This window comes from Thiomicrolovo immobilis, from assembly GCF_039645955.1.
In the GTDB taxonomy this organism is placed as follows: Bacteria; Campylobacterota; Campylobacteria; order Campylobacterales; family Sulfurimonadaceae; genus Thiomicrolovo; species Thiomicrolovo diazotrophicus.
Window position 1 is genome coordinate 2026660 of sequence record NZ_CP147916.1, and the last position, 19189, is coordinate 2045848.

The 19189-nt window shown below is 56.7% G+C and carries 16 protein-coding genes; 12 read left to right on the forward strand and 4 right to left on the reverse strand.

The window, feature by feature from the left end; all coding sequences use genetic code 11:
* Positions 1–124: 124 nt before the first annotated feature.
* Complete coding sequence (gene nhaD, locus WCX72_RS10565; protein ID WP_345969739.1) at positions 125–1432, reverse strand: sodium:proton antiporter NhaD; 1308 nt, start codon at positions 1430–1432, stop codon at positions 125–127.
* A 49-nt stretch (positions 1433–1481) separates the two neighbouring features.
* Positions 1482–2921 carry an L-aspartate oxidase gene (nadB, locus tag WCX72_RS10570; RefSeq protein ID WP_345969740.1) on the reverse strand — a complete coding sequence of 480 codons (1440 nt, stop codon included), beginning with the start codon at positions 2919–2921 and terminating at the stop codon, positions 1482–1484.
* An 89-nt stretch (positions 2922–3010) separates the two neighbouring features.
* Between nadB and WCX72_RS10575 the strand changes: the two genes are divergently transcribed.
* From WCX72_RS10575 to WCX72_RS10600, 6 genes are read left to right on the forward strand one after another with little or no spacing between them, the layout of a single operon-like run.
* A complete protein-coding gene (locus WCX72_RS10575) occupies positions 3011–3475 on the forward strand; it encodes a hypothetical protein (protein WP_345969741.1) in 465 nt (154 codons plus the stop codon).
* Positions 3447–5243 carry an excinuclease ABC subunit UvrC gene (uvrC, locus tag WCX72_RS10580; protein ID WP_345969742.1) on the forward strand — a complete coding sequence of 599 codons (1797 nt, stop codon included), beginning with the start codon at positions 3447–3449 and terminating at the stop codon, positions 5241–5243. Before WCX72_RS10575 ends, uvrC begins: the two co-directional genes overlap by 29 nt.
* A 60-nt stretch (positions 5244–5303) precedes the next feature.
* On the forward strand, positions 5304–5723 hold the full coding sequence (locus WCX72_RS10585) for a PAS domain-containing protein (RefSeq protein WP_345969743.1): 420 nt from the start codon (positions 5304–5306) through the stop codon (positions 5721–5723).
* A gap of 15 nt (positions 5724–5738) precedes the next feature.
* Positions 5739–7472 (forward strand): hypothetical protein, encoded by a 1734-nt coding sequence (locus tag WCX72_RS10590; RefSeq protein ID WP_345969744.1) that lies wholly within the window; start codon positions 5739–5741, stop codon positions 7470–7472.
* A gap of 12 nt (positions 7473–7484) precedes the next feature.
* A complete protein-coding gene (locus WCX72_RS10595; protein WP_345969745.1) occupies positions 7485–10601 on the forward strand; it encodes an ATP-binding protein in 3117 nt (1038 codons plus the stop codon).
* 17 nt (positions 10602–10618) lie between these two features.
* Positions 10619–10996 (forward strand): response regulator, encoded by a 378-nt coding sequence (locus tag WCX72_RS10600; RefSeq protein ID WP_345969746.1) that lies wholly within the window; start codon positions 10619–10621, stop codon positions 10994–10996.
* Between the two features lie 25 nt (positions 10997–11021).
* Here the strand turns inward: WCX72_RS10600 and WCX72_RS10605 are convergent, their stop codons facing one another.
* Positions 11022–11771, reverse strand: a complete 750-nt coding sequence (locus WCX72_RS10605) for a 3'-5' exonuclease (RefSeq protein WP_345969747.1) — start codon at positions 11769–11771, stop codon at positions 11022–11024.
* Positions 11772–11773: 2 nt separating this feature from the next.
* The gene (locus tag WCX72_RS10610) at positions 11774–12082 is read right to left on the reverse strand and encodes a hypothetical protein (protein WP_345969748.1); all 309 of its coding nucleotides are present in this window, start codon (positions 12080–12082) and stop codon (positions 11774–11776) included.
* Between the two features lie 58 nt (positions 12083–12140).
* On the opposite strand from WCX72_RS10610, the gene WCX72_RS10615 reads away from it, so the two are divergent.
* The 6 genes from WCX72_RS10615 to WCX72_RS10640 all read left to right on the forward strand — a co-directional run bounded on the left by WCX72_RS10615 (position 12141) and on the right by WCX72_RS10640 (position 19083).
* Positions 12141–13268 carry a DUF819 family protein gene (locus WCX72_RS10615; RefSeq protein ID WP_345969749.1) on the forward strand — a complete coding sequence of 376 codons (1128 nt, stop codon included), beginning with the start codon at positions 12141–12143 and terminating at the stop codon, positions 13266–13268.
* The gene (locus tag WCX72_RS10620) at positions 13265–14296 is read left to right on the forward strand and encodes a dipeptide epimerase (protein ID WP_345969750.1); all 1032 of its coding nucleotides are present in this window, start codon (positions 13265–13267) and stop codon (positions 14294–14296) included. Before WCX72_RS10615 ends, WCX72_RS10620 begins: the two co-directional genes overlap by 4 nt.
* 381 nt (positions 14297–14677) lie before the next feature.
* The gene (locus WCX72_RS10625) at positions 14678–17608 is read left to right on the forward strand and encodes a hypothetical protein (RefSeq protein ID WP_345969751.1); all 2931 of its coding nucleotides are present in this window, start codon (positions 14678–14680) and stop codon (positions 17606–17608) included.
* 135 nt (positions 17609–17743) lie between these two features.
* Positions 17744–17992: a GIY-YIG nuclease family protein gene (locus WCX72_RS10630; RefSeq protein WP_345969752.1), complete on the forward strand. Its 249-nt coding sequence runs from the start codon at positions 17744–17746 to the stop codon at positions 17990–17992.
* Between the two features lie 61 nt (positions 17993–18053).
* A complete protein-coding gene (locus WCX72_RS10635; protein WP_345969753.1) occupies positions 18054–18314 on the forward strand; it encodes a hypothetical protein in 261 nt (86 codons plus the stop codon).
* A 7-nt stretch (positions 18315–18321) separates the two neighbouring features.
* Positions 18322–19083: a pyrroline-5-carboxylate reductase gene (locus tag WCX72_RS10640; RefSeq protein ID WP_345969754.1), complete on the forward strand. Its 762-nt coding sequence runs from the start codon at positions 18322–18324 to the stop codon at positions 19081–19083.
* Positions 19084–19189: the final 106 nt, after the last annotated feature.

A 19189-nucleotide genomic window follows, 5' to 3' on the forward strand; every position in this document is an offset into this window, starting at 1 on the left:
TAAGACCTTTATGAATGGTTGATTGATAATGAAAGGATAGCTTAAAAGGGGTTAGATTTGGGTTAGTGTCGGGCGGTGCGCCGGAGGGGTGTTCCGCCCCGGCAGGCAACGCCGGAAGACGGGCCTAGTAGAGCCCGAGGATCTCGAACTGGATATACCAAAGTACCAGTGAGAGGAGATAGCCCGCCAGGATCGTCCAGGCGTATTTCATATGCGCACCGAAGGTGTAGATTCCACGCAGACGCCCCATAACGCCAACGCCGGCGGCGGATCCGAAACTGATCAGGCTCCCGCCGATTCCTGCCGTCATCGTGACGAGCATCCACTGATCCAGCCCCATCTCCGGGCTCGCTTTGAGGATCGCGCTCATCACCGGGACGTTGTCGACGATCGCCGAGAGGAAGCCGACGCCGATGTTCGACGCCGTCGCACCGATCACCCCGTAGAGATCGTGGATGTAGTTGAGGAAACCGACATAGTGCAGCGCACCGACGGCGGAGAGGATCCCGAAGAAGAAGAGCAGCGTATCGTTCTCGATCTTCTGCATGTTGACGAAGATATCGAACGAATCGCGCTTCTGCTTCGTCAGACGGAAAGAGTAGAGCTTGAGCAGCGCCAGACCGAAGACCATGCCCCACATCGCCGGGAAGTGGAAGAACTGGTGTCCCAGGACCGCAATAACGATCGTTGCAGCCCCCAGGTAGACAACCGTCATTCCGCCGTCGCGCATCTGCGGTGCCGCTTCGCTGCTCGCGTCAAACGCCGGCGCTCCTGCCGGAACGAAACGGGCCAGCAGCCATGCCGTCAGGACCCAGCCGCCGATGGAGGGGACAAAGAGGAAAAGGAAGTCGATAAATTCGCCCTTCTGCGCCGTCCACGCCATCAGGGTCGTAATATCTCCAAAGGGACTCCAGGCACCGCCCGCATTGGCCGCCACAACGATATTGATCGCCCCCGGTACGAGGAACTTGTGATTGTCACGGTCGATCGTGAAGAGTACCGTCGAAAGGATCAGTGCCGTTGTCAGGTTGTCGGCTACCGGCGAGATGAAGAACGCCAGCAGCCCCGTCAGCCAGAAAAGTTTCTTGTAGCTGTATCCCTTGGAGACGAGCTTGTATTTCAAGACGTCAAAAACGCCCCGTTCAATCAGGGTCTCGATGAAAGTCATCGCCACGAACAGGAAGAAGAAGATCTCCGCGATCTCCTCGATCAGCGTGCGCATCTCCTCATGAAGCGGGTCCGGAGAGAGCCCGTTGAGCGCATAATAGATCCCGATCAGCATAAACGAGAACGTTCCGATGAACAGGGCCGGCTTGGCCTTGTTCAACTCATATTTTTCTTCCGTTGCAATAAAATAATAGCCGATAACAAAGACGGCCAGAACGGCGATCCCGACCCACGTCGAGGTCAGGTCAAGCATGGTGTCATGCATATAAAACTCCCAATTGAAATATATTTTACACCTCCGACGGTGTTATGACTCAGTTTTCGCGGTAATGGACCCCGACCGACTCTTCCCTGGCCAGGGCGGCGCGGACGATCTCGTGCGCCGTCAACAAGCGCAATCTCAGCATCCGGCCGATCGGGGAAGCGAGCATGGCGTCGAGCGTGGCCAGTGCTTCCTGGAGCCCTTCTGTCGTCCGGACAATGGAAACGAATTTCCACATTATACGGCGCAGCTGCTCCTTTTTCTCTTTGTCTCCCTCGACAAACAGGGGCTCATCTCCCGGGGCGAAAGGGGTGGAGCAGTTGCTCCCCGGTTCGCTCAGAAGCGCCGCGGTCGCGCGTTTGGCGAAGACCAGCCCCTCCAGCAGCGAGTTGCTGGCCAGACGGTTGGCGCCGTGGACCCCCGTCGACGCCGCTTCGCCGATGGCATAAAGCCCCTTGACACCGGCAACATGGCCCTCCAGGTCCGTCTTGATCCCGCCGATGGCGTAGTGAAACGCCGGGGAGACCGGCACGCGGTCTTTGGGAACGTCAAAACCCATATCCCGCAGGTTGGCGCTGATATTGGGGAAGCGTTTATGGAAATAGGCCGGATCAAACTCCCGGAAGGAGAGGTATATCTGCTTTTTCGTCTTGCGGCGGTAGTCGAAAAGCGCCCGGCTGACGATGTCGCGGGGGGCAAGTTCGCCCCGGGGGTCGTAATCGAAGAGGAAACGGTAGCCGTCTTCATCCTCGACCTGCGCCCCCTCGCCCCGCAGCGCTTCGCTAAGCAGCTGCTTCTGCACGGACTGGTTACCGAGGTAAACCGTCGGGTGGAACTGCATCATCTCCATATTGTCCAGGGCGATCCCTTTTTCGACACAGATACCTTGGATATCCCCGCTAATGCTGTAGGCGTTCGTGTGGAAGCGGTACAGCGAGCCCACCCCGCCGCTGGCGAGGATCACCTGGTGTGCGAGGATCACTTTGCGCTCGCCCTTGTAAACGACCTCGACCCCGCAGATCTGCCCCGCTTCGATCAGGAAATCGATGACGGTGGCGTTGGCCAGCATGGGGTGGGGATTATTCAGCAGCAGAAAGTGGTGGAGGTGCCGACCCGTCGCATCGCCGCCTGCATGCAGGATACGGTCGGCGGAGTGCGCCGCCTCTTTGGTATAGAGCAGACGCCCGTTCTCCCCCGTATCGAACTTGAAACCGCGTGCCATCAGGTCACGAACCACGCTCTGCGAGGTTTCGCTCAGCACCCGGACCGCCTCTTCGTTGCACATGCCCGCACCCGCGTCAAGGGTGTCTTTGATGTGAATGGGAATATCGGCGTCGTTGCGCGCGGTCGTCACGCCGCCCTGGGCGTAATAGGTGTTGCACTCCCAGGGGCGGGTCTTGTTGATGAGGAGGACTTTTTTATCGGTAGGAATGTTCAGCGCGGCGTAGAGTCCGGCGACCCCGGCACCGATGATGAGGACGTCATACTGCATCAGCGCACCTTTTGCGGGGCTTCGTAGTAGGGATTACCCTTGTAGCCGCATCCAGAAAGGCTTAACAGGCAAACCGCTATAATCATCATATGAAAAATGCTTCGCATATTCTCGCTTCGCTGCGGCAAAAGCCGTCGTTTTCAAAATTGGCGCACTTCGAGTGTATCCGCCGCATCCAGGGGCTTTTCCCCCCGCACCTGCAGCGGCTCGTACGGTACGGCTATTTTCACAACAAAATACTCTATTTTGTTCTTAGCCATCCGGGCGCCAAACAGGAGTTCGATAATATCATTGCCTCGATTAAAGCCCCTTTAAAACTCTATACGCCGCCGGAGTGCCGGGAGCACCTGCCCGAGGACATCCGTGCCTTCGTCACCCACCGCATCGAAGCGGCAAAAAGCGAAGACACGGGGATGATACGCGACACCGAAGCCCTCTACACCGAACGCTCGGAAGGCGCCTTCGGCAACGAGGCCCACCATCCCGAACTGCACCGGCTCATCGAACGGATCAGAGAACACATCCATGCTCGAACAGATTCAGAACCTGCCTGACCGTCCCGGCGTCTACCACTACTACGACGCCGGCGGCCACCTGCTCTATGTCGGCAAGGCCAAGAGCCTGAAGAAAAGGGTGAAGAGCTATTTCCGCTTTACCCCCGTGCTCGCGCCCAACCCGACCCTTTCCCCCCGCATCCGCAAGATGCTCGGCGAAACGGTCTCGCTGAACTATATCGTCGTCGAAAGCGAACACGATGCCCTGATCCTGGAAAACTCCCTGATCAAGCAGCTCAAGCCCAAATACAACATCCTGCTGCGCGACGACAAGACCTATCCCTATATCTATATCGACCGCGCGCTCCCCTTCCCCCGTTTCGAGATCACGCGCAAAGTCATTACCGGCAGCAGTATCGAATATTTCGGCCCCTATTCCGTCGGGGCGCGGGACATCCTCGACTCTCTCTACGACCTCGTACCGCTCGTGCAGAAGCAGAGCTGCCTGGCCGGGGGGAAGACCTGCCTTTTCTATCAGATGAAACAGTGCCTCGGTCCCTGCGAGGGGCTGGTGACGCCGGAGGCCTACGCCGACCTTATTGACGAGGCCAAAAGCCTCATCGATTCCAAACGGAAGCTGCTCTCCCGCCTCGAAGCACGGATGGCTTTTTACGCCGAATCGCTGCGCTTCGAAGAAGCGGCGAAACTGCGAGACCGGATCGAGCGCATCGAGCGCAGCGAACAGCTCTCCAAGATCGACCTGGCCAACGCCGCAGACTATGATATCTTTGCCGTCGCCCACAACGATAAGTATGCCGCCATCGTCCGCCTCTTCATGCGACGGGGCAAGATCGTCTCCTCCGCGTTCGACACGATCCGCGCGGGTGCACTCTTCGACCCCGGCGAACTCTACGAACGCACCCTGCTGGAGTTCTACGTCCATGACCAGCCCCCCATCCTCGCCCCCATCCTCGTCGCGGACGACTTCGAGACCCGCGAGTGGGTCGCATCGGCGCTCTCAAAACATCTGGGGCGCAAAGTACAGATTCACGTCCCCCAGCGCGGCGAAAAACGCAAAGTGATCGATACCGCGCGCCTCAATGCCGAGGAGCTGCTCCAGAAACAGCGGCATACGGGGGCCGAACGGACCGCGGAAGCCCTGCAGGAGCTCTGCGGACTCTCCGCCTTCCCCGAACGCGTCGAGGTCTTCGACAACTCCCACCTCGCCGGGGTCGCTCCCGTCGGGGCCATGATCGTGGCCGAAAAAGGGACGTTCCTGAAAAAAGCCTACCGCCACTACCACCTCGAATCGCGGGATGAGTACGCCCAGATGCGTGAAATGCTGACCCGCCGTATCGAGGGTTTCGGCACCAACCCGCCGCCGGACCTCTGGATCATCGACGGGGGGCGCACCCTGCTGCTGCTGGCGACGGACCTTCTCGCCTCCGCCGGGGTCAACCTCGACGTCATCGCCGTCAGCAAGGAAAAAATCGATGCCAAGGCACACCGTGCGAAAGGCAAAGCCGCCGACCTGATCCATACGTTCGAGGAGACCCTGAGACTCCCGACGACCGACCCCCGTCTGCACTGGGTGCAGCGGCTGCGGGATGAAGCCCACCGCTTTGCTATCACCTTTCACAAAAAGCAACGAGAAAAGGAGGCAAAAAGCTCAAATCTCCTGCAACTGAAGGGCATTTCTGAGGCCAAGGTCAAAAAACTTCTCAACCATTTCGGCACCTTTGAAGCCGTTTATGCAGCCCCCGAGGAGGAACTCGCCGCCCTCCTCAACATTGCTGATGCAAAAAAGATCAAAAACAGTTATCGATAAGTTGCATTTTGCGGTTAATATGCTATATTTATCCAGACACAAATTAAAACAAGGTCGACTATGCAGGTAGTAGAACCGATAGATGAAGAGTTTAAATTCGAAGGCCGTGCGATCGTGAGTGAAACGGATCTCAATGGGATCATTACCTTCGCCAACCGGAAGTTCTGTGAAATCTCCGGCTACACCAAAGAGGAGCTGATTGGACAGCCGCACAATATCATCCGCCATCCGGATATGCCGAAAAAGGCCTTTGAGATGATGTGGAATACCATCAAACAGGGTAATGTGTGGACTGGTCTTGTCAAAAACCTGCGCAAAGACGGACGGTATTACTGGGTCGAAACAACGATCACGCCGATCCAGGACGAGACCGGGGCGATCACCAAATATGCCGCAGCGCGCAAAGGGGCCAGCGAAGCGGCCATCGAAGAGGCCGAAACGCTTTACGAACGCCTGCGCGGCGAAGAAGCAGAATCATAACCTGAAGGAGGCATTGTGCTGATCTACAACCACAACAAAGAATTGGTGGGTATTGACGACGAAACACTACACCATCTCGGATACAAAACCCTTTCCGAATTTCTGGCGGAGCACAGGGATGTGGCTGAAATGTTCGTCAAGAAACCGGGGTACATCCACAACTTCCAGAACTTCCCCTGGATCGACTTCGTCCTCCATGCCGACGCCGAAGACACCCGTGCCATTATCCAGAACGACAAGGTCCATTTCTCGTGTACACTGGCCCTGTCGCCGATCTTCATGACCGATGCCCCAGACAACGAAGGGTATGTCGTTCATCTCAAACAGGTTAAGGCCCTCAGCGGGGCGATGGAGCCCTTTGAACGTCCCTCCCCGGCAGAAATGCCGGCATTTGAAGAGCATCCGGTACGTCCCCACGAACCCGAAGCGCCGATCGTACCGCCTGCACCGGCAGAGGAGTTTGAATTTGAAGAGCTCCCGGCGATCGACCTGCCCGATATCAACCTTGACGGATCCCTGAGCGAACCGGAGAGCTTTGAAACCGAAAGCCCCGAACCCGAGCCCTTCGCACTGGAAGAAGAGCCTTATATGCCGGAAACCTTTGAACCGGTTTCCGCCCCCGAAAAAACCGAACGGCCGATGCTCGGCGATTATATCAACCAGGAAGAGCAGGCCTATCTGGACAACCTGCAGACGGATCATGACTACGTTTTCGACCCCAATATCGCTGCAAGCGAACTCGGCCTTCCCGTCGAACTGATCGAGGAGTTCATCGGCGACTTTATCCAGCAGGCCCACGAATTCAAAACGGGGCTCTTCAATGCCAACCATGAAGAGGATTTCGACGAAGTTCACCTCCTTTCGCACAAACTCAAGGGGGTCGCGGCCAACCTCCGGATCGAAGACGCCTTCGAGGTGCTGAGCATCGTCAACGCTTCACGCGACCAGGTCGAGATCGAAGCCAACTTGAAGCAGTTCTACCTTATCGTTGCCAAAATGGAAGGCAAACCGCTTCCGGAAATGACCGAAGCGGCGGCACCGGCAAGCGAAGCCGTCGAACCCGAGACCAGTAAACCCGCTGTCTCAGAGCCGGCGGAAGAGGACGACCTCTATGACTTCGGCGACCTTCTGGGCACTTCCGCACCCGAGGAGTCCCCAGGCTTCAAGGAAGAGCTTAAACCGCCGACCGTCGAAGAGGAGCCGGCGTCTCTGGAGCTGGGCAGCCTGATGGATGACGATATCGAACTGCCGCCGATTAAAGATGAAAATGCCCCGGCAATCGAGGAGGAACCCCGCGAACCCGTCGAAGATGTCGAACCTTTCAGCCTCGATATCATCCCCGAGAAGGAACAGCACCTGATCGACGATGCCGAAGAGGGGGAACACTACCGACAACTCAGCGGCGAGGCTTCACAAGACACCGCGCTGATGTCCGGTGCCGAAGAGACCAAGCTCCATTACGACCTCACGCGGGCCGCGGCCGAAATCGGTCTGAGCGAGTCCTTCGTCAAAAGTCTGGTGACAGATTTCGTCGAGGACGCCAAAAAGAAAAAAAGCGAAATCATGCAGGCGATCGATGACGGTAACCTGAAGAAAGTGCGCTCCGTGGCCTTCGAATTCAAAGGCCTTTCAGACAACCTCCGCATCGAGGACGTCTCCCGCAGCCTGACCAAGCTGCTTAGACATGAGCAGCTTCCGGCCCTGAAAAAGGAAGCGGAACACTTTTATTCACTCTTGAAACAACTCTAAAAAGGAAGCTATATGAATTTGGGACTTAAAAGCCAGTTGCGTCTGATCAGCCTCTTGCCGATCCTCCTCCTACTGAGCCTTGCCAGTTTCTACGTTTATACCTCGTTCAAAGACTACCAGTCCGCGGAAGTCCTCCAAACGAAACTGGCAGAGAACAAATACCTCAATGAACTCTTTACCAACATTTCCCGCGAACGCGGGATGACCGTTATGTACATGGGTAACCACTCCGAAGCGACGAAAAAATCGCTGCTGGCCCAGCGGGACATCGTTGACCAGGGTCTGGCACAGCTCAGTGGAACGCTGAACGCCCAGGACAGCACCGCACTGCAAGGAACGGCCAACACCATCGAAGAGGTCCGCAACGCCGTCGATACCGGCAATGCAGAGTTTGAATCCGTTTATGCCGAAGCCTACGGCAGCCTGCTGACGTCCATCCTCGATATTCTCGGGCACATCACCCAGATTTCCGACGACAAGGCGCTCTCTTCCAGTGCCTCCGCCTACTACAACCTGCTCCAGTCGGAGTTCTATACCGCTTCCGAACGCGACTTCATCTCCTTCATTCTCGCCCGCTCCACCGCGCTTGAGACGGAAGAGGTCAACCGCTGGCTCTCGCTGATCGGCCGGGCCGACGCTATCAGTTACGATACCGCCCTCGACGCCGACCTCAAAGCCGCCATGGACGCTCTCTTCAAGAGCGAGGACAATGTCGAGCTCTTTGAGGATATCACCGCCGAACGCGCCGAGATCATCCAGGCCATCAACGACGGGCTCTACTCGACACAGTCCGGTGTCTGGTTCGCGATGCTCTCGGAAAAGACCAACCTTCTTTCCGAAGCCGAAACTGTTCTGATCGAGGCGATGGACAAACGTGCAGCCGTCGTCCAGACCCAGGCCCTCGAGATCCTGACCGCCGCCGTCGTCATCTGGGCCATCGCGATCATTATTGCGCTGCTGGGCTACTTCCTTGCCAACGATATCGCCCGCAACATCAAGGACCTCGAATCGGTCCTGAAACGTGCGGCAGAGGGTATCGAGACCGAAAGTTCCGATATCAACCTCGAGACGGCGAAGGGTACGGCGCAGGCCTACGCCCTGCTTGAAGGGGTCATTGAACAGACCCGGATGGATAAGGTCTCCGCCCAGGAAGCGAGTGAAGCGAAATCGATGTTCCTGGCGAACATGTCCCATGAAATCCGTACGCCGCTCAACGGGATCGTCGGCTTTACGGAACTCCTCAAAGACACCGACCTCCAGGAAGAGCAGCGCGAGTTCATCGATATCATCGAAAAGAGCTCCGAGAACCTGCTGGAAATTATCAACAACATTCTCGACCTCTCCAAGATCGAAAGCAACAAGCTCGAGATCGAAGAGATCGCCTTCAACCCCCTCGAAGAGTTCGAGAGCGCCGTCGAAGTCTATGCCGTCCGTGCTTCCGAAAAACATATCGACCTCGGCTGTTTCATCGACCCGAGCCTGGAACGTCCGCTCAAAGGGGACCCGACCAAGATCAAAGAGGTCCTTATCAACCTCCTTTCCAATGCGGTCAAGTTCACAAACAGCGGCGGCGCGATCAACGTCAATGTCCGCCGCGAAGCATGCGATACGCCAAACCGCGCCCGCATCCGCTTTGACGTCAAAGACAGCGGGATCGGGGTTACCGCGGAGCAGAAAGCCCGCATCTTCGAGGCCTTCGGTCAGGCAGACACCTCCATTACCCGTAAATACGGCGGTACCGGCCTGGGTCTGACGATCTCGAGCAGCTTCATCGAGCTGATGGGCGGCAAACTCGATCTTGAAAGCGAACCGGGACAGGGAACCACCTTCTTCTTCACCCTTGAACTTGAAGAGATCGAGACCCTTAACGAATCGCTTCAAAACAGTTTTACCAATATCAACGCGCTCATTATGAACGATGAAACGCGCCAGAAGGCACAGACGGAATACCTGCTCGAGTACCTCAGCTTCTACGGCGTCAAACATACGACATTCAATGACCTTCGCGAGCTGCAGCAGCTCCAGGAGAAGGGCAGTTACGACATTCTGATCGCCGACTTCGACTATTGTGACGAAGAGGTGCTGCAGAAGGTCAGCGCGACGCCGGAAGCCACCGTCCTGATCACCAAGTCCTACTACATGAAGAAGATCGAGAGTATGGAGCTTGAGCTTTTCAAGGTCCTCTACGAACCGCTGAACGGTACAAAACTGCAGGCGGTGCTTGAATCCTTCGACGCCGAAGACTACGTCGTCAAAAAAGCGCAGAAAAAACGTAAAAAAGTCAGCGCCGACAGCCGTTTCGATGCAAAGGTCCTCGTCGCCGAAGACAATATCATCAACCAGAAGCTGATCCGCCGTACCCTCGAAGAGCTCGGCCTGGAGATCACCATCGCCAATAACGGTCTCGAAGCCTTCGAAAAACGCAAAAACGGCAACTTCGACCTTATCTTCATGGATATCCAGATGCCGGTCCTCGACGGGATGGAAGCCACCATGGAGATCCTCGACTTCGAAGAGGACGAAAATCAGCCGCATGTGCCTATTATCGCCCTGACGGCCAACGCCCTCAAAGGGGACCGCGAACGTTTCATGGACGTCGGGATGGATGAGTATACGACCAAGCCGCTGGTACGTACCGAGATCCTCAACCTCCTCAGCCAGTTCATCGGCGACAAGATCGTCGATGTCCGCCAAGCGGAAACCGCCGAGGAGACTCTCCCGGCTGCAGTAGAAGCAGCCCCGGAGGAAACGGTCGCCGAGACTGCCCCGGAGATGACCTATAGCGCCGATATCCTGCTGGTGAAAAAAGGGATTCTTGAGAGCAAGCTCTTTGGGCAGCTTCTTGCCGATCTCGGCTTCACGTACGACACCGAAAGCGGTGCCGAAAATATGATGAAGGCCCTCGAAGAGAAGGCCTACAAACTCGTGCTGTTCGACCAGGAGATTGATGGGCTTGACTTAGAGAGCCTGCAAAAGACCCTGGAAAGCAAAGGGCATAAAACCGCGACCGTCATGATGGTCGACCCTGGCGTCGAGCCCGATGAATCCACACGCAGCCACGTCAACGACGTCATCAAAAACGTCATTAACAAAGACCTTCTGCGTCTGATCTTTGAAAAATACGTATAAACTCTAAAGGAAACTGAATGCCGAACAAACAACTGAAAGTACTCGCCGTCGATGACGACCTGATCAACCTGAAGCTGCTCAAATCCATGCTGATGAAAACAGGATATGTCGCTGAAGTCATCGAAGCCAAAAACGGTGCCGATGCCATTGGTGAGCTTAAAAATGCCACAGACATCGACGTCGTACTTCTCGACATTATCATGCCGGTCATGGGCGGCCTGGACATGCTTCGTGTCCTGCGTGCGGACGAGAACCTGAAGCAGCCGCCGGTCATTGTACTGACAACAGACGAGACGAAAAAAGCCGAGGCCCTCGAAGCCGGTGCAAACGGCTTCCTGATGAAACCGGTGCGCGAGAAAGAGCTCAGCGCAAAGATCTCCCAGCTGATCCTCTGATCGGCCGGGCTCCCTCTTCTTTCCTCTACACGCCTGAGAGAACGCGATTGACGGAATAGCGCATATCGTCGTCCAGGTTTTCCATCTTATCCATCATCCACTGCAGATACCCGCGATCATCCGCCGCGATTTCAAAGAGCGTCTTGCCTTTATACTTGCCAAAACGCATCGGCCCCTTGTAAAAGACGGGTTCCTTCGTCAGTGCGACCATCTTCTCGACAGGGTTTTCTCCGGGAAAACGCTCCTGGACACGCGCGCGCAGACGGCTCAAAAAGAGTTTCAGCGTCAGGACGTCGCCGATGGCGTCGTGCGCCTTGATCTCGACCCCCAGTTTCTGCGCTTCTGCCGCTTCCTCTTTGTAGAGCCCCATCTTATAGCGGAAATACTGCAGCCTGTGGGCCTCTTCCTCTTCGAAAACATGGCGGGCACAGCGCAGGGTATCGATGAGTTTCATGCCATTGGCAAACCCCTCTTTCTCCAGCATTCCCAGGTCAAAAGGGGCGTTGTGGATCACGAGGTAGTTCTCGTCCCGGTTCAGCGCCATAAGTGCCCGGTACGCCGTCGTCTCGGTACAGAGGGGTTTACCTTCGATCATCTCCGGCGTAATGTGGTGCACTTCCATCGCGCCGAACGCGATCGGCACTTCCGCGGAACAGAAATCGTTGTAAACCTCCGTCTGCTGTCCCGCTTCCAGGACAATGAACCCGAGCTGGATAATGCGGTCCGTTTCCCCCGCCCCCGTCGTCTCCGTGTCCAGCAATACGAATTTCGCCATGCCTATCGTTCCTCCTCGTCAAAAAGTTCGTTGAAAAGCTGCTCCATATCAAACACGGCCTTGGGCGTCTTCCACAGCAGATGCGGCAGCAGTTCGAGGAAAAAGTAGCCTACATAGATCATCGGATAGAAGACCTTGACCTCGTAATAGAGCTGTTTATAGGTGTGGTGTGCCCGGATCCATCGCCGTGCCATTTTCGATCCCCCCATCGCCAGGTTGACCTCGAAGGAGACAATGAAGCCCCAGACGAGATAGGTAAGAATCGTCCCGAAGAAGAGGTACCAAAAAGAGAACTGGAGTGAATAAAACATCCTGTCATTGTGCCATAGCAAACCCGTAACTAACCAAAAAGTGTCTACAATGTGTCCCATGATATCAAGCGTCTTCGGTTATCTCGGTATTGTGCTCGCACTCGGCGGCGGACTCTGGCGGATCGAGACGCGCGCGCCCCTCAAACTCTTTACCTGGCTGCCCGCCATCGTCCTGATCTACCTCTTTGCCATTGCACTCTCTCAAAGCGGCCTCTTCGCCCAGAACGCTGCACAGACTTTCGCCTACAAAGAGGTGAAATCCTGGCTCCTGCCGATGATGCTCTTCATCATGCTGCTCCGGCTGGACCTGCATGCATTCCTCACACTGGGCAGACCCCTGCTGCTGGCCTACGGCGCTGCCGTCCTCTCCATCGCCGGCGCCTTCTTTGGGATCTTTGCCCTCTTTGATTTCGGACCGGAGGCCGCCGGCGTCTTCGGAGCGCTTGGCGGGAGCTGGACCGGCGGAACGGCCAATATGCTCGCCGTCGCCGCGGCCCTTGGCATCTCCGAAGCCCAGTTGGGGCCGGCGCTGGTCGTCGACTCACTGCTCTATACGCTCTGGGTCAGCGCCCTGCTGCTTGCCGTCCCCTTTGCCCGCCGTTTCGACCGCTGGAACGGTGCCAATCCCATGGAAACGAATACATCAGAAACTTCAGAAGGCGAAAGCAACCTCCGCTCCATCCTCATCCTCACGGCTATCGCACTCCTCATCGCGTCTGCGCTCAGATACATTGCCGCACTGCTCCCCCTCCTGCCCGAAAGCACCTGGAGTGTCCTGCTCGCGACGCTTGCGGGTGTCACGGGCAGTTTCACGCCGATGCGACGCCTGGGGGGCAGCAGCACGCTCGCTTCCTTTCTGCTCTATCTTCTCGTGGCGCTGATCGGGTCGCATGCCTCCTTGCATGGTTTCTCCGAGGTGCCGCGCTACCTTGCCGCAGCTGCCTCCATCCTCATCCTTCACGCTTTCTTTATGCTCCTGATCGCACGGCTCTTCAGACTCTCGTTCTTCACGATCGGGGTCGCCTCCCTGGCCAATATCGGCGGGGTCGCTTCGGCCCCCATTCTGGCGGCCGCCTATAACCGTCTACTCATCGGTCCCGCCGTCATCATGGCCGTAATGGGCTATCTGATCGGCACCCTCGTCGGCCTGTTGATCGCCTCCGGCCTGCAGAGTATCGCCGCATGACCATCAGCAGTACGCGCGTCTATCGCGCATCCATCCCCCTCGCCACCCCCTTTGTCACGGCCCTTCGGCGTGTTGAGGAGGTCACCTTTGTCGTCCTCGAATTACATACGGACAACGGTGCTCGCGCTTACGGCAGCGCACCGGCGACCAAGGCGATTACCGGCGAAACCCTCGAGAGCATCGAGCAGGCTTTACATACCAAAATCCTTCCGCTTTTACAGGGACGTCCTTTCGAACTGCAAACACTGCTGCATACCGTCGCCACTTGCCTGCCGGGCAACAGCAGTGCCAAGGCGGCGGTTGACATGGCACTCTATATGCTGGCGGCACAGCACGAGGGGCTCCCCCTTTACCGCTACCTGGGTGCGAAAGAAGCAACGCCCGTCACCACTGCCGTGACCGTCAGCCTCGATACACCCGAAACGATGCGAAACAAAGCCACCGAACTTTTCGAGTGCGGATACGACATTCTTAAAGTCAAAGTCGGCGGAGGGGACGGATTGGACGCACAGCGCATCAGGGAGATCGCCAATGCCCTCCCCAAAGCGCAGCTGCTCGTCGATGCGAACCAGGCCTGGAACCTGCAGGAGAGCCTCGCCTTTATTGATGCATGTGCCGATCTGCCCCTCGCTCTGATCGAACAGCCCGTGCCCGCACAGGATCTTGAAGCGCTCCGTCAGATCACCGCCCGCTCCTCCTTTCCCATCCTGGCCGACGAAGCCGTTTTCGATGCCGAAGATGCCCGACGCGTACTCGATACCGGTGCGGCCGACCTCATCAATATCAAGCTGATGAAGTGCGGCGGTCTCGCCGGTGCCCTCGCCATCCTGGACGTCTGCCGAACCTACGGGACCCAATGCATGCTCGGCTCCATGCTCGAAGGTCCCGTCTCGATCACCGCGGCGCTCCACCTCGCCGTCGCCTTCCCCGACCGTTTCGCCTGGATCGACCTCGACAGTCCCCTGCTCTATCGTACCCTGCCCTCCGACCTGCCGTTCAGCGTCCACGGCAACTGCTATCGCCTATAGCGCAATTCTTCCATTTCTCTTCACATTTCTCCATTTTCAATAATCCATATATATTTCAATAAATTTTTGTCAAAATGAACATTTTATACAGTATCTTTTAATTTTTTTCTGTTTTTAAGTTTTATCAAAATAATTCGATCTATACTTTGGATTATTTGAATGAAAATATTTAAAAAATAACAGTTTTGTTATCAACTCTATTCGAGGTTGGAAATTATGACAAGCAGTAAATCCATACGTTTGTTTGTCGCAGCTGCCACGACTTTTTTACTTTTCTCCCACGATGGTCATGCGGCGTGTGAAGATCAAAACAATCTAAATCAGTGCAACCGGACCGGGTATTGTGCCTGGGACACGGATGCTGGGGTCTGTAGAACCGGTATGCAGGAGGACCTCTGTTACGATACGCCGGTGACGGAGTGTTCTTTACATGCTGTCGCGGGCAGCGTACTTGATATCGCGACTGATGTCCTGCCCATCCTCACCCCTATCCTTGACAGCCAGGGAATCGTCTACACCGTCGTCGACGGTGTCATTTACATCGCCTGCGATGTCGTCGATCTTGTCCAAGGCATTCTGAATGCCCTCAATATCGAGCTGCTAGGGGGTCTTATCCAGATCAACCTGGGAGAAGGCATCCAGATCCTGCAAAAAAACACGATCCCGATCAAGCACGCCAATACGGACGGTGACCTTTCCGATGTGCAGGTCATCGCCGACAATTCGCTGCTCCAATCTCTGGTGGGGCTCGTCGATTTTTGCGGTGTCGACGGGAGCCCCGGAAACTGTCAGCGCGAAAGCGCGCTGCAGCTCAATCTGGGCTACCTCGGTCTTGTCGATCTCCTGGGCGACGCCATTGTGTACGACATGCCGAACATGGCCGTTGCGGACGGGAACCACTCGGTCTTCGCGCTCACAACACTCAACATCGATATTCTGGCACTGCTAGGCAACTCATCGTCGCCGCTGCTGTACGGACACTACGCTAAAAACGGCGAAACGTTCGGCGGTCTGATTGCCAGCTGTTCCGCCGCGGGAGGGGGAGGGAGCGGAGAGCCCTCCATCCCCTCGACGGCAGACATCGTCGACACCGACGAATACCCCAATTTTGCGAGCCGCCAGGTTCTGAAAACGAAGGTGGCGGGGAACCCGCAGACCGCACTGACGGTTGTCTACCTCGATCCGACGACGCATGCGCCCAAAACGTTCAACAGCAGCGGAGAGTTCAAATGGTTGCCGCCTCTTGAAGTTCTGCTTTACCGCACGGACAGCAGCTGTACGGACGAGCTTCCCCTGGCGGCACCGACGACGGGAAACCCCGCGGGCGAACCTGTCATCGCCTACATTGAAAGCGGCACGAGCTATGCGGATGCCAATACCTTTACGATGGCTGCCGTCGCCAACAGCAATACTCGTATCCTCGCCAAATACGCGGACTGGGGCGATCTGCTCAACGACCTCGAATCAGCCAGCAGCTGCTTTTTGAACTCCAACTGGGCCGCCAACTTAAACGGCCTTCCCCAGTGTCTGAACAACCTGGGAAGTTCCAGTGGCATTTCACAAGAACTGATCGAGAAATACCCCAATATCGCCACGGTCTGTCTCAACCCGCTTTTAACGGGCGAGCAGCAGCCGTGCAGCTCCTCCGCCTACGATAACAGCGGCTCCAAAGGCTTTATCCTGCCGGAAAAATACAATCACGCCTACGGCTGCCTGGCCTGTATCCTTGACAATGCTGCGGATGTGACGGCCTGTTCAAGCGACAATTTCGCCATCCGGCCGTCATCCTACACCCTGGGGCTCAGCGACTCCGCCACCCCCAAAATCGCCGGCATGTCCTATACGCTGGAATCCGACGCCCTTTACGTCGGCGGGGGAACGGCACCGACCAGCGGTTATACCACGACGCTTGACAATACCAACGACAAAAATGCCTCTTTCATTTTCAGTCCTGTAGCTGCCGCGACCAACTGCCCTTACGGCAATCACGGTTTCACGTTCAGCTTCACGGACGGCGTCGGCTCGGGGTCGATCAGTTACCCGAACGTCGGCGATGTCAATATCACCCTGGCCGATGCAAACTGGACGGGTGTGGATCAGAACAAAGTCGGATGGCAGGAGTGTCTTCCGGATTCGAACAGGACATCCCCTGACCCTGTAGGGTGTTTGGTGACGGCGAGAGTATCCGAACGTTTCATCCCCGACCATTTCGACGTCAACGCCTCGCTCGACAACGCCGGCAGCGGCTTCACCTATCTTTATGACATGAACAAAGACAACGACGTCAACCAGACAGGTTATGACTACAACCTCTCAACCGCCTCCCTGGAAATAGAGGTATCGGCGATGGGTGCGAACGGCATCGGTACCCTGAGCAACTATCTCGACAGCTGTTATGCCCAGGACACCAATATCACGCTGCAGACGGCAGGCACACAGATCAGCCCGCCGTCGGCGCTGGACTATTTTCTCTATTTCAACCCGACCGAAGCGGATCCGAATGTTTCCAACAGCGGTGAGGGAAAAACCGCCCTGCCCGCGAACGGTCTATTGAGCTCCTTGCCCATTACCAACGTCACGGCAAGTTTCCCGTCCCGGACGGCGCCGGACGCCAACGGAACGACGTTGATCGCATACCGGATCAACTTCGACCGTCGAGTCAATCAGCCTGTCAATCCGTTCCGGCTCTCGTTGTCCAGCGTCGACATTGTGGATACCGACGGTGTTTACGGCTCCGACAACAGCCCAAGCCCCGATACTGCCACCTTCCTCTACGGCCGGGTACACGCACCCCGCTACCGTATTGATTGCAGCAGCGCCGCGCTGAGTTCCTGCTCGTCGACACAACCACTGCAGCTCTTTTTCGAGTTCTACAGCAGCGATAACAATCTGACGCTCAGACGACAATACGCCCTGGACAACGAGCGAAGCAAAGATGCGATCCTCTGGTTCCGCAACACGGACCACAGCGCCCTGCTTGAGGGGAACATTACCGTGCTTAGCCACCGCTACAACGGCTATAACCTCTATACGACATCGGCACCGCTGCATCAAAACGGCGGCATCGGCACTCCGGCGGCCGGGGCTTCCTCGGTGAGCATCGGTTATGACGGCAGCAGAGGCTATCCCTACAAATCATCCATCGGTCTGCATACGCAAAAGTGGCTGAACTACGACCGGTTCAACACGGATCCGGATGTCAACAGCTCTTTCATGATCGAATTCAATGCCGTCGGCCAGAAGACAGGCGAAGGCAACGTGCCCAATACGGATAGCGGGCCGGCCAATTCGAACAGAAGAATCATGTGGTAGATTGACCGCTGATCCATTTTTCAGCCCGTATAAAGATGCCGCAGGCGACAATGGCCTCATCGGAGCGGCTGTTGCGGTGAGGTCCATCCTGTGACCGAGACCCTTTCCGTGCTGCCCCCTGTCGGAGGAGATACCATGCCCTATAGCGTCTATATCGTTCAATGCAGCGACGGCACCTACTACACGGGGATCGCTACCGACCTTGAACGACGCCTCAACGAGCATAACCACTCTGCCAAAGGGGCCCGTTATACGCGTGCGCGCCGCCCCGTCACCCTCGTCTACACCGAACGCCACCCCGACCGAAGCAGTGCGCAGAAGCGCGAATACGCCATCAAGCAGATGCCCCGCAACAAGAAGAGCGCCCTGATCGGGAAAAGCTAATCTTCAAGCCTCTGCCTGCAGAGGTATGTTATAGTTTTATAAATATCTTGAAAGGCCCCCAATGACCGAAGCTGAAGACCTTACCGACCTGTTGGAGAACGACGTGATCCCCGAGATCGAGTCCTTCATCGACGACCTTTATGAAAAAATTGCCGAAACCAAAAATGCAACAGACGAGGACAAGACGCAGCTGGCCGAACTGCAGGAGCTGAAAAAGGAGTTCGCCCTGCTGCTTGACGAGGTCAAAAACGGCGAACTGGACGAAGAAGAGTGTCGCGCCGTCATCGACGAGATCGACATGATGCGCGAAGAGGAGGAGTAAGCAGGCCATGAAAAAAACACTGACCTTTATCGGCAACGGCAATATGGCCGTCGCCATGGCCAAAACCCTGAAAGAGCGTTATCTCATCGAGGTGGTCGGCCGGGATCTTGCGCATCTTGACACCTTTGAAGCCGCCGTCGGGACCGACGTCACCAAGCACCTCCTCAACGACTTCGATATCACCGGGAAGACCCTGCTGCTCTGTGTCAAACCGGCCAATATCGTTGAGGTCGGTACCAAACTGCATGGTAAAGCCGAGGCCCTCTACTCCGTCCTTGCCGGCACAAAGGTTGAAATGCTCAAGAGCCACATCGCCGCCGCCGGGACCGTCCGCGCCATGCCCAATCTCGCCGCGACCGTCGGCAGATCCATGACGACGCTGACCGGCGACCGCCACCTCGAAGCCGAAGCCATTTCCCTGTTCGATGCGATCGGGATGACGCTCTGGCTCGGCAGCGAGAAAGAGCTCGATATCGCCACGGGGCTTGCCGGGAGCGGCCCTGCCTACCTCGCGCTTATCGCCGAAGCCCTCGCGGACGGCGCTGTCAAACAGGGACTCAAGCGCGATGACGCCATGACCGTCATGCGCGGCCTTTTTGCCGGTTTCGGGGAGCTGATCCAGCACGAACACCCCGCGTTGCTTAAAGACGGGGTGATGAGCCCCGGCGGCACGACGGCTGCCGGCTACAGTGCACTGGAAGCGGCCGGGGTCAGAAACGGCTGCATCCAGGCCGTGGAGCGTGCTTTTGAGAAGGCACGCTCCTCCTGAGCCGTGCGCTTTAGTGCAACCTCCCCGTCTTCTCTCCAGCGCTCTCTGCGGAACATTACCGACCCTCCAAAAAGGGCACGGTTCAGCGGCAGAGTTGCCCTCTCGT